This is a genomic window from Mesorhizobium sp. M1273 (assembly GCF_040318195.1).
Lineage (GTDB): Bacteria > Pseudomonadota > Alphaproteobacteria > Rhizobiales > Rhizobiaceae > Mesorhizobium.
In genome coordinates this window covers 22,488-33,969 of record NZ_JAMYLV010000050.1, presented here as the reverse complement: position 1 = coordinate 33,969, position 11,482 = coordinate 22,488, and the positions used below count along the sequence as shown (strand labels likewise).

Here is an 11,482-nt window from a genome sequence, read left to right as displayed (position 1 = left end):
CCCGCGCCGGGGCGCTTTTGCGCGCTCATTAAACCAAAACAAAGGGGGGATTCACCCTGCATTTATCCCCCCAACAATGCAAAAAGCGGGGGGGCCTGGGCCCGCCGCTCTTGTCTGGAATTCCAGTTCGGCCGATAGAGCGGTTCATCGTTTCACGGAACGCCGAACCGCTCTATCTCCTTGTTTTGACGCAATTCCCAAGGGAAAGCGCTACACGCTTTTCCCGGGAAAACCGTTTCACACTTTTCCTGGAATTGCTCTAGTTGTTGCCGAAGAGGTTGCGGTCGGCGCCCTGAGGCGCGGACTTGGGCACATCGCCAGACGAATTCAGCAGCTTGTAGATCGGCGAGTTGCTGTCCCGCACCGAATACGTCTGCGTCTTGTCGACGTTGACGGTCGACTGCTTGTTGATGTCGGTCCCGCCAACATTGTCGTTGCGGGCATAAGCGCTGCCGGCGGCAATCAAGAGCGCGGCGGCAGTAAGAACAATCTTTTTCATTTTGGGTCTCCTGGATTTTCGAAATCAAGCGGCGGGCATGCCGCCGCCTTGATGGTGGGATCGGCTGTTAGTTGTTGCCGAAGAGGTTACGGTCGGCGCCCTGGACAACCGGCTGCTTTTCAGCCTGGTTCGACGTCTTGACGGAAGCCGTGTAGGAGCTGTCGACCGAGACAGCAGGCGGGTTGGCTCCGTTGGAACCAAAGTTGTCGCTGCCGGCGAAGGCGCTGCCGGTGATGGCCAAAACGGCGGCGGCAGCAAGAACGATCTTTTTCATCTTAATACTCCTGAATTTTTCAGATCCCCGGACGGCGGATATGCCCCCCGCCCTGATGCTGGGATCGGCTGTTAGTTGTTGCCGAAGAGGTTACGGTCGGCGCCCTGGACAGCCTGCTGGTCAGCATGAGCCGGCTTCTGAATGGAAGCCGTATACGAGCTGTCGACCGCAGCGGCAGGCTGGTTCGCACCCTTGGAACCAAAGTTGTCGCTGCCAGCGAAGGCGCTGCCGGTGATGGCCAAAACGGCGACGGCGGCAAGAGCGATCTTTTTCATTTTTTAGTACTCCAGTATCTTAGTTTTCCGTCCGTCTAGCGGCGTGCCTTGGGGGGAATTCGCGTCGTTCGGACAGCCCCGATGTGGGAAAGCCAATGGCCAGTTTCCAATCACGAAGTTTTTTGGTGTGGACCAAGAATCTACACCTTGAAATTGTGCCAGAGATTCCCTTCGCCACATTTTTATCGTTTAATGTCAAGCAGATAGTCTATCGCCTCGGTCTGGCTGCAAGATGACTTGGGAGGCAGCGTTCACAGCGTCCTGCACGCATTGTCAACAGAAACGAACCGTTCGGTTCGATTTTTTAAACCGATAAAAGTCGCAGCCGAGGTTCTTTGTCGAATCGTTAACCATTTCGGCCGAATGCGGCGTCGGCGTTGCGGCTGCTTTTGGCCTGCCTTATGCCGCCCAACGAAGGCAGCAACCGGGCAAGCAGAACCGGGTCAGACCCCGTAACGTTCGGTGCGGATTAGTGCCGCAGGCACCCCGGCATCGATCAGTGCCTCGGCGGCGGCCGTCACGAATGCGTTCGAGCCGCAGACAAAGGCGAGCTTCGGCGGCGCCGGCAGCCTGGTCATGGCTTGCACCATCATCGCGGCGTCGACCCGCCGCGCATAATCCGCCGGACGGCGGGCCGGCTCGCGCGTCAGCGTCAGCACCAGGTCGAAGCCATCCCTGCGCTCGGCGAGGTCGATTAGTTCGTCGCGAAAGATCACCTCGTCCCAGACCCGCGCCGAAAACACCAGGGCGGTGGCGACCAGCGATCCCCGCATCGCCCGGTGACGGAGCATCGACATCAGCGGCACCACGCCCGACCCACCGCCGACGAGCAGGAGCGGGCCGCCATCGCCGTCGGACCAGACGAAATGGCCGCCGAGCGGCCCGCGCAATTCGACCTCGTCGCCCACCGCCGCGATCTCGTGAAAGAACGGCGAGACCTCGCCGTCCTCGAGTTTTTCAATCGCCAGCTCGATGGTCTCGCCGGTCTCCGGCGCCGAGGCGATGGAGTAGGAGCGGCGCGCCTGATAGCCGTCCGGCGCCGTCAGCCTGACATCGACATGCTGTCCGGCACGATAGACGAAGGGCCGCGACGGCTGCAGGAAAAAGCTGGTGACGCGCGGCGTGCGCTTTTGGATGCGGGTGATGGTGACCGCCTGCCAGGGCGACTGCGCCGCCGGTGCGTCGCTCATGGATCGTTCGTGTAGCGCTGCTCGCGCCACGGATCGCCATAGATGTGATAGCCTCGCAACTCCCAGAAACCCGGCTCGTCACGCTCTGTGAACTGCAGCCCGTTCAGCCATTTGGCCGATTTCCAGAAATAGAGATGCGGAACGAGCAGCCGGGCCGGGCCGCCATGGTCGGGAGTGATCGGCTTGCCCTCGTAAAGCAGTGCCACCATCGCCTTGCCGCCGGTGAGATCCTTCGTCGGCACGTTGGTGGAATAGCCGTCGAAACCCAGCGCCAGCGTGAAGGCGGTGGGCGGCTCGATGCCGGCGTCGGCAAGAATGTCGTCGACGAGCACGCCCTGCCACGCCGTGTCGAACTTGGTCCATGCGGTGACGCAATGGATGTCGCGCGTCATCTTGGTCAAGGGCAGCGCGTTGAACTCGGCCCAGTTCCACTTCTTGATCGGCCGCGGCCCGTGCTTAAGCGTGAACGACCAATCCTCGGTGCGCACATGCGGCGTCGGGCCGGCCGACAGGACCGGGAAACCTTGCTCGAGATACTGCCCCGGCGGGATACGTGCATCCGTATCCGTCGGCGGCTTTCGTCCGGAAGAGAAGCCTCGGGTAACCATCTAGAATATCCGTTTGCGCAAGGTCCAATCGAGCTTTGTCAGTTTTCTCGAAGACGCGAGCGCGGGCAACAGAAATCTTGGCTCCGGCCTGGCGGCAATGCTCTACATTGATCTTGGCAGCGCGGCGCCCGCTTCAGCCGCTGGCGAAGGGGACGGCCACGAACATCTGGGCGTCGCCACGCTCGACAAGCAGCAGCACCGATTTCTTGCCGGATTTGGCAGCCTGCACAATCGCCTGATTTGCCTGTCTGGCGCTCCTCACCGGGGTCTGGTCGACGCCGACGATGATGTCGCCGGGCTGGATGCCGGAAGCCGACGCCGCCTTGTTCGGGTCGACGCGCTCGACCAGTGCGCCGTGCTGGTTTTCCGGCAGGTTCATTGCCTGGCGCACATCCGGAGTGACGTCCATCAGGCCGAGACCGAGCGCCGGTGCGCGAAGGCCCTGCCCCGTCGACGGCTGACCTGAATCGCCGGTCACCGATCCCGTCGCCGTGTCGTCTTCGTTGCGCCCGATCTCGACGGAGATCTGCAGGCTTTTCCCCTTGCGCCAGACATTGAGGGCTTCCCTCGTGCCAGGCGCAACGTCAGCGACGGCGCGCGACAGATCCCTCGGATCCTTTATGTCCTGGCCGGCGAAGCTGGTAATGACATCGCCGGTCTCGATGCCGGCCTTGGCGGCCGGCGATCCGTCGCTGACCTGCGCGACCAGCACGCCGGTAGGGTGATCGAGGCCGATGGCGCTCGCCACATCAGGCGTCACCGGCTGAATCTGGACGCCGAGATAGCCGTACTGGATGGAGCCGCCCTTCATCAGCTTGGCGACGACCTTTTGCGCCTGGTCCGAGGGGATGGCGAAGCCGACGCCGACGCTGCCGCCATTCGGCGAAAAGATCGCGGTGTTGATGCCGACGACATCGCCGTACACATCCGTCAGCGGGCCGCCGGAATTGCCCCGGTTGATCGGTGCGTCGATCTGGATGAAGTCGTCAAACGGGCCGCTGTGCAGATCGCGGCCGCGCGCCGAGACAATGCCGGCGGTGACCGTGGTGCCAAGGCCGAAAGGATTGCCGAAGGCGAGCACCTGGTCGCCCGGCATGAGCTTGTCCGAATCGCCCCATTTGACGGTCGGCAAGGGCTTGCCGGCGTTGACCTTGAGCACGGCAAGGTCGTTCTTCGTGTCATGGCCGATCAATTTGGCGGGAAGCTCGGTGCCGTCGTCGAGCATCACCTTGACCGACTGGGCGCCGTCGACGACGTGATTGTTGGTGACGATCATGCCGTCGGCGCCGACAATGAAGCCTGAGCCGAGAGCCTCGGTGCGGGGCGCCTGTTCCGGCGGTGTCTTGGGGGCGGGCAGTCCCTGGTCACCGAAGAAGCGGCGGAAATAATCGTCGAAAGGCGAGTTTCCGCCGAAGGGAGAGGCGTCGCTCATCGTGTCCGGCTGTTGTACTTTCATGACCGTCGTGATGGTCACCACTGCCGGTTTGTCGGCCGCCACGACCGGAGCGAACGAGCCGCGGGGCGCCGTCATGCCGGTGACAGGTGGGGTCACTGTTGCCGCCAGGACATCATTCAGCCTGGGAGCGAAAGACAGGGCGAAGGGGCTGACGATCAGCGCGGCGCCCAGCAAAGCGGCGACGCGATGTCTGCGAAGGGTGTGGATTGGTGACATGGCCGTTGTCCGGGCGAGAGATTGGCGGAGCGCCGCAACGTTCCGTCACCGGAACAATTCGTCGGCGCGTCGGTCGTCGGCCTTGCCTGTCTCGCCTGTCACGGCAGCCGACCGGATCGACAGCCCCGCATCTAGGGCGCCGATTATGGTTTCCAGATAATATTACGAAGATTTAATTTCCAGCCGGCAACCGCCTCGCGGCGTTGCCGCCGAAACCCGAAAATACAAAACCCGCCTCAGGAGGGGCGGGTCGGTTGGGGCGAATCAGCACCATACCGATATTAGTAGCATAGCTGCCGGCACAAAGCAAGAACAAAATAGCTGCCCAAGACAAATCGCCTCAGATTTGCGCCGCCTCAGCCGAGGCCTCCTATTCGCCTTTCCGGTCGGTCCGGCTGAGATAGGTGGTGGCGATCTCGCGCATCCGCCTGCCATCGAAGCTCGGTCCATGGCCGCCATGGCCGATCCGGATCGGCAGCTCGAGCAGGCGCTGCATCGTGCGGCGATAGGCGGCACGATCCGAATCCGGCAGGTCGTCGATCAGCATGGCGTCGTAGATGGCGTCGCCGGCGAAGAACAGGCCGTCAGCCTCGTCGAACAGCGCGATCGAATCCGGAGAGTGGCCGGGCAGATGCAGGACGCGGAATTGGCGGTCGCCGAGGTCGATCCTATCGCCCTCGTCCAGGGTCCGGGCCAGAGGCGCCGGCTGAATCCTGTAATCGGCCGCCTTCCAGCCCTTTGCCGGCAGCCTGGAGACGGCGCCTTCCAGATCATGGAACATGTAGGCGTAGGTCACCGCTTCATCCATGCTGTCGAACTGTGCGGCGCTGTGGCGCGGCCCTGCCCGCAGCGGAAACTCGTGCAGCGAGCCGACATGATCGAGATGGATATGCGTGGCGACGACGAGCAGCGGCTTGCCGGACGGCGTGTCGATCTGCGGCGCCAGCGGGCAGATCCCCATGCCGGTGTCGACCAGCAGGTCGACATCGCGGCCGCGCAGATGCCAGATGTTGGCGCGCACGAATTCGTGCACGAAGGGCTCGGTCAGCATCGTCGTATTGGCGTTGACGATGGTTTTGCTGAACCAGCTGTCCATCAGATCAAGGCCGGCATCAGACGAACGGCTTGCCGACCTTGTACTTTTGCGGGACCAGCCGCTTCAGATAGGCCATCCCCGCATCGGACAGCCGGTTGACGTCCGGCAGCATGAAATCATCCGGCATATGGCGCGTCTTGCCGGCGACGTTCTTCAGCGGCACCTTCTTCAGCACGGTTTTGTTGCCGTCATATTGCAGCGCCACCGAACCGCCGCCCTCGTCGGCCACCGTGACCGCGAAGGCACCGGCATCGAAGGCCTCCTGCGCGTCCACCGCGCTGATGGCGCCGACATAGCCGCGCGGCATATAGCCGAGCGCATCGACGCGCGCCCGCTTGCCCGGCAATCCTTCGGCGAGCGCGCGCTCCAAGGCTGCCGGCAGGTCGCTGCCCGACAGCTTGACGTTGCCGTGCTGGTCGCGCTCCAGCCTTTCCGGCGGCACCAGGCTTTCGACCAGCGCCTTGCCGTCGGCGGTGCTGACGCCTTCGGAGACGGCGACGATGCAGCGCTTGTGGCGGTCGAGCGTTGCACGAACGTCGTCGATGAAACCGGCCGCCGAGAACGGCCGCTCCGGCACGTAGACGAGATGCGGGCCGCTGTCCTGATCGAGCTGCCAGGCCGCGGACGCGGCCGTCAGGAAACCGGCATGCCGCCCCATGACAATGCCGACATAGATGCCCGGCAGAGCGCGGAAATCGAGATCGACCGAAAGGAATGCTCCAGCGACGAACTCGGCCGCCGACATGAAGCCGGGCGTGTGATCGTTCTCCTCGAGATCGTTGTCGATGGTTTTCGGCGCATGCACGAAGGCGATCTTGCCGCCGGCGGCGTCGGTGAGGATCTGCTGCGTGCCCGAGGTGTCGTTGCCGCCGATATAGATGAAGGCGTCGGCACCGGCTTTCTTCAAGCCGTTGAGGATGAGGTCGCAATAGGCGGCATCCGGCTTGTCGCGCGTCGAACCAAGCGCGGCGCTCGGTGTCGCCGCGATCAGCCGCAGGCGATCCTCGGGGATGGCGGAAAGATCGACGTAATTGCCGTCACGAATGCCGCGCACGCCGTGGATGGATCCCAGCACCTTGGTGCCGGGATGCCGCTTGCGGATTTCGAGCGCAGCACCCACCACGGTCTGGTTGATGACGGCGGTCGGGCCGCCGCCTTGCGCGATGACAAAAGTTCCGGCCATTGTTCACGTCTCCCGGGCGATGAAATCGCAGGCACATTCGCCTGTCTTGCGGCATCGCGCAACGGCAGAGTGATCGCTGAAGGCGAAGCCGCCGTTCAGACGACGACGACCGGGTTTTTCTTGGAGACGCGGCTGTAGAGGTCGATGATGTCCTGGTTGATCAGGCGCACGCAGCCCGACGACATCGCCTGGCCGATGCTCCACCATTCGGGCGAGCCGTGGATGCGATAGCCGGTGTCGCTGCCGTTCTGATAGATGTAGAGGGCACGCGCGCCGAGCGGATTGTCGAGGCCGCCCGGCTGTCCGCTTTGCCATTTCACCAGTTCCGGCCTGCGGGCGATCATCTCGGGCGGCGGGGTCCAGACCGGCCATTCCTTGCCGTACTGGATGTTGGCGCGGCCGGACCAGCGGAATCCGTCCTTGCCGATGCCGACGCCGTAACGGATCGCCTCGCCGCCGGGCTGCACCAGATAGAGCAGCCGTTCCTGCGAGTGAACGACGATGGTGCCGGGTTGCTCGCCGGTCGGATCGACGACGATCTGGCGGCGGAACTCCGGCTTGACCTTGAGGTAGGGCACTTCCGGCACATTGAAGCCACCGTCGGTGAGCGAAGCGTACATCACGTCGGGGCTGGTAATGTTCTTGTCGACGCTGATACTCGGACGGATGGGCCGGATCGAGCCGGTGGTGACGTCGTCGAGCTGGAGCGACGGCAGATCCAGCGTCTGGCTGCAGCCGGCGACGCCGAGCAGCGCCAGCGCACCGGCGCCGGACAGCACCGTGCGACGGGAAAGCTGTATTTCGGTTTCGATTGCGTCGCCATTATGCGGCAGCGACAGACCGTGCGGCAACTCACGCATTTACCCAAACCCTACGCTGTCGGCGGGAAACACGCTCCGGCCGTATAGCAGGCATTTTCGCCAATCATGGTTGAAAAAGCGTGAAGGCCGGCCGCCTGGCGTTAACGAGGGGGCTTTTTCGATTTTGCCTCTTTACATCTGCGCGAGGCCAAGGATTTATCCTCTTCTTTGAGCTCAAGGAGAAGAAAATGTCCTTCGAAAACTGGGCCGCTTTTGCCGCTGCCTCGGCAGTCCTTCTGGTCATTCCAGGTCCAACCATCCTGCTGGTGGTGTCCTATGCGCTCGGCCAGGGCTGGCGCACCGCGCTGCCGATGGCAGTCGGCGTGGCGCTCGGCGACTTCACCGCGATGACATTGTCGATGCTGGGCATCGGCGCGCTGCTGGCGGCGTCCGCCACCGTATTCACCGTGCTGAAGGTGATCGGCGCCGGCTATCTGATCTATCTCGGCATCAAGCTGTTTCGCGCCGGCGGTGCGCTCCGGGCCGAGCCGCGCACCGATGCGGTGTCATCGGCGAAAATGACGGCGCACGCCTGGCTGGTTACCGCGCTCAATCCGAAAAGCATCACCTTTTTTGTCGCCTTCCTGCCGCAGTCCTCGACCGGTATGCGGATTTCTGGACACAAATGCTGATCTTCGAGACGACCTTCCTGGCGCTCGCCTTCGCCAATGCCTTCGGTTATGCGCTGATCGCGGCAAGGGCGCGCAACGTGGTGCACAACCCAAAGGCGATCCGCATCTTCAACCGCACCGGCGGCACGCTGCTGGTCGGCGCCGGCATCGCGACAGTGGCGATGCGCTCGGGCAACTGAGGACGGACCATGGCGGTGAGCGATGCATTCGGCCTGACACTGTCTGGCGCGACGGAGGCCGGGCTCTCGTCCTACAGCCGGGCTGTTCGCGAATTGCAGTGCTTCATCGGCGATCCGGTCGGTTCCGTTGACCGGGCAATCGCCGAAGATCCCGGCTTCGTCATGGCGCATGTGTTCAAGGGTTATCTCTTTGGCCTCGCCACAGAGCGTGAGGCGACGGCGGTGGCCAAGGCATGTCACGAGGCGGCGCTGCCGCTTGCCGCGACAACACGCGAGCAGGCGCATGTCGCCGCCCTTGGCCACCTTGCGGAGGGACGCTGGCACGAGGCCGCCCGCGTGCTGGAGGATATCGCCATCGAGTTTCCGCTCGATGCGCTGGCGCTGCAGACCGGCCACCAGATCGACTTCTTCACCGGCAATGCGCGCATGCTGCGCGACCGCATCGGTCGCGCGCTGCCGTCCTGGCAGAGCGACATGCCGGGCTATCACGCCATACTCGGCATGCAGGCCTTTGGCCTGGAGGAAATGGGCGATTACGCGCGCGCCGAAAAACTTGGCCGCACGGCGGTCGATCTCGAGCCGCGCGACGGCTGGGCCCAGCATGCGGTGGCCCATGTCATGGAGATGCAGAGCCGGCAAAAGGACGGCATTCTGTGGATGCGCGCCAATCCCGAAGCGTGGACGCGGGAAAGTTTCCTGCAGGTGCACAATTGGTGGCACCTGGCGCTGTTCCACTACGATCTCGGCGAAATCGACGAGGTGCTGGCGCTCTATGACGGGCCGATCTATGGCGAGCGCTCGACGCTGGCGCTCAACATGGTCGATGCCTCGGCGATCCTGTGGCGGCTGCATCTCGGTGGCGTCGATGTCGGCGAGCGCTGGGCGACGCTCGCCGCCAACTGGTTGCCCATGGCCAGCGCCGGCCACTATGCCTTCAACGACGCCCACGCGATGATGGCGTTTGTCGGTGCCGGCCTCGAAGCGCCGGCCCGCAACTTGCTCGAGGCGCAGCGCGAGGCGATGCGCGGCAAGGACGACAACGCTGCTTTCACCAGGGATGTCGGCCATCCCCTGACGCTCGCCATCAAGGCATTCGGCGAGGGCAATTATGCCGGGACGATACGCCTGATCCGGCCGATCCGGGCAATCGCCCATCGCTTCGGCGGCAGCCACGCACAACGCGACGTCATCGACCTGACGCTGATCGAAGCGGCATTGCGTTCCGGTGATGGCGCGATGGCGAGGGCGCTTGCGGCGGAACGCGCGCTGGCACGGCCGGACAGCCCGTTGTCGGCACTGTTTTCACGGCGTGCAACCGCTCTCGCGGCGAATTGACCACGGCCACATCTTGCCTTAAAAACTGCCCCGACCAGATTTTTTCGAGCGTCGAAAAAATCTTCGCGTGTTGACCGGGGTGCGTTTCCGGCGGCACGATTGCCGGGATATCTTCGCCGCCCGTGTCACAGGACTGGGCAGCGAAGCAAGAAAGACCGTCGCCGCCAGGCATGACGGACATGGGAGGAAACATGTATCTCGGCCTCGATCTCGGCACGTCGGGCGTCAAGGCGCTGCTGATCGATGCAAGGCAGAGCATCGTCGGTTCCGGCCATGCGCCGCTCGACGTGTCGCGCCCGCATCCCGGCTGGTCCGAGCAGAACCCGGCCGACTGGATCCGCGCCTGCGAAGCGGCGGTCGGCGAGCTGCGGTCAATGCATGCGAAGGAACTCGCGGCGGTCAAAGGCATCGGCCTTTCCGGCCATATGCATGGCGCCACTCTGCTCGATGCCGCCGACCAGGTGCTGCGCCCCTGCATTCTATGGAACGACACACGCAGCCACGCCGAGGCGGCCGCGCTCGATGCCGACCCGCGCTTTCGCAAGCTGACCGGCAACATCGTCTTTCCCGGTTTCACCGCGCCGAAGCTGGCCTGGGTGAAAAACAACGAACCGGCTGTTTTCGCCAAGGTGGCAAAGGTCCTGCTGCCGAAGGACTTTTTGCGGCTCTGGCTCGCCGGCGAGCATATTTCGGAAATGTCGGATTCGGCTGGCACGTCGTGGCTCGATGTCGGCAAACGCGCCTGGTCCTCCGAACTGCTCGCGGTCACGTCGCTCGACGAAAGCCAGATGCCGTCATTGGTCGAAGGCACGGCCAAGGCCGGTGCCTTGCGCGCCGAACTGGCCGCCAGATGGGGCATGCAGGCGGGCATCCCGATCGCCGGCGGGGCCGGCGACAACGCGGCCTCGGCCTGCGGCATGGGCACGGTCGGCGCCGGGCAGGCGTTCGTCTCGCTCGGCACGTCGGGCGTGCTTTTTGCCGCCAACGCGTCGTATCTGCCCAATCCGGAAAGCGCGGTGCACACATTCTGCCACGCACTGCCCGGCACCTGGCACCAGATGGGCGTCATCCTGTCGGCAACCGATTCGCTCAACTGGCTGTCGGGGATCGCTGGAAAAAGCGCCGGCGAGTTGACCGCCGAACTCGGCGATGCGCTGCAGGCGCCGAGCGGTGTCTCCTTCCTGCCGTACCTGTCAGGCGAGCGGACGCCTCACAATGATTCCGTCATTCGGGGCGCCTTTACCGGGCTTGCCCACGAGTCCGGCCGCGCGGCGCTGACCCAGGCCGTGCTCGAAGGCGTCGCCTTCGCTTTCCGCGACAGCCTCGAAGCCTTGGCCAAAGCCGGTACGACGCTGACCCGGGTGACGGCGATCGGCGGCGGCTCGCGTTCGCGCTACTGGCTGAAGGCCATCGCCACAGCGCTTGGCCTGCCGGTCGATATCCCAGCCGACGGCGATTTCGGCGCCGCCTTCGGAGCGGCCCGGCTTGGCCTGATCGCGGCGACAGGCGCCGATCCGCGCGCCGTGTGCACGGCGCCGGCGACCGACGCCACGGTCGAGCCGGTCGCCGCCCTCGGCGGTGCCTATGCAGATGCCTATCAGCGCTACCGCCAGCTTTACCCGGCGATCAGGAGCGCCACGGCGTGAGCGGTTTCCCGCCCTCGCCGTGGCCTGCCGAGA

General features: G+C 64.1%; 11 protein-coding genes and 1 pseudogene. 3 read left to right on the top strand and 9 right to left on the bottom strand.

Annotated elements, in window-relative coordinates:
- Window positions 1-259 precede the first annotated feature (259 nt).
- From NKH30_RS30895 to NKH30_RS30855, 9 genes are all read right to left on the bottom strand, one after another.
- Window positions 260-499 (bottom strand): DUF680 domain-containing protein, encoded by a 240-nt coding sequence (locus NKH30_RS30895; RefSeq protein ID WP_352454766.1) that lies wholly within the window; start codon window positions 497-499, stop codon window positions 260-262.
- Window positions 500-566: 67 nt separating this feature from the next.
- Complete coding sequence (locus tag NKH30_RS30890) at window positions 567-773, bottom strand: DUF680 domain-containing protein (protein WP_352769794.1); 207 nt, start codon at window positions 771-773, stop codon at window positions 567-569.
- Window positions 774-844: 71 nt separating this feature from the next.
- Window positions 845-1,048, bottom strand: coding sequence for a DUF680 domain-containing protein (locus tag NKH30_RS30885; protein WP_352472527.1), 204 nt, complete (start codon window positions 1,046-1,048; stop codon window positions 845-847).
- Between the two features lie 443 nt (window positions 1,049-1,491).
- Window positions 1,492-2,238, bottom strand: a complete 747-nt coding sequence (locus tag NKH30_RS30880; RefSeq protein ID WP_352997852.1) for an FAD-binding oxidoreductase — start codon at window positions 2,236-2,238, stop codon at window positions 1,492-1,494.
- The gene (locus NKH30_RS30875) at window positions 2,235-2,846 is read right to left on the bottom strand and encodes a molybdopterin-dependent oxidoreductase (protein WP_023680229.1); all 612 of its coding nucleotides are present in this window, start codon (window positions 2,844-2,846) and stop codon (window positions 2,235-2,237) included. Before NKH30_RS30875 ends, NKH30_RS30880 begins: the two co-directional genes overlap by 4 nt.
- 133 nt (window positions 2,847-2,979) lie before the next feature.
- The gene (locus NKH30_RS30870; protein ID WP_352997851.1) at window positions 2,980-4,518 is read right to left on the bottom strand and encodes a DegQ family serine endoprotease; all 1,539 of its coding nucleotides are present in this window, start codon (window positions 4,516-4,518) and stop codon (window positions 2,980-2,982) included.
- A 370-nt stretch (window positions 4,519-4,888) separates the two neighbouring features.
- Complete coding sequence (locus NKH30_RS30865; RefSeq protein WP_352454770.1) at window positions 4,889-5,614, bottom strand: MBL fold metallo-hydrolase; 726 nt, start codon at window positions 5,612-5,614, stop codon at window positions 4,889-4,891.
- 16 nt (window positions 5,615-5,630) lie between these two features.
- The gene (locus NKH30_RS30860; protein ID WP_352997849.1) at window positions 5,631-6,797 is read right to left on the bottom strand and encodes a diphosphate--fructose-6-phosphate 1-phosphotransferase; all 1,167 of its coding nucleotides are present in this window, start codon (window positions 6,795-6,797) and stop codon (window positions 5,631-5,633) included.
- A gap of 95 nt (window positions 6,798-6,892) precedes the next feature.
- Window positions 6,893-7,657 carry a L,D-transpeptidase gene (locus NKH30_RS30855; RefSeq protein ID WP_352743868.1) on the bottom strand — a complete coding sequence of 255 codons (765 nt, stop codon included), beginning with the start codon at window positions 7,655-7,657 and terminating at the stop codon, window positions 6,893-6,895.
- Window positions 7,658-7,845: 188 nt separating this feature from the next.
- On the opposite strand from NKH30_RS30855, the pseudogene NKH30_RS30850 reads away from it, so the two are divergent.
- The 3 genes and pseudogenes from NKH30_RS30850 (at window position 7,846) to xylB (ending at window position 11,449) form a co-directional block, all read left to right on the top strand.
- Window positions 7,846-8,468: pseudogene (locus NKH30_RS30850) on the top strand (LysE family translocator).
- A 9-nt stretch (window positions 8,469-8,477) separates the two neighbouring features.
- Entirely contained in the window at window positions 8,478-9,803 is a 1,326-nt protein-coding gene (locus NKH30_RS30845) for a tetratricopeptide repeat protein (protein ID WP_352997847.1), read from the top strand.
- A gap of 191 nt (window positions 9,804-9,994) precedes the next feature.
- Complete coding sequence (xylB, locus tag NKH30_RS30840; RefSeq protein ID WP_352997854.1) at window positions 9,995-11,449, top strand: xylulokinase; 1,455 nt, start codon at window positions 9,995-9,997, stop codon at window positions 11,447-11,449.
- The last annotated feature ends 33 nt before the right edge of the window (window positions 11,450-11,482 follow it).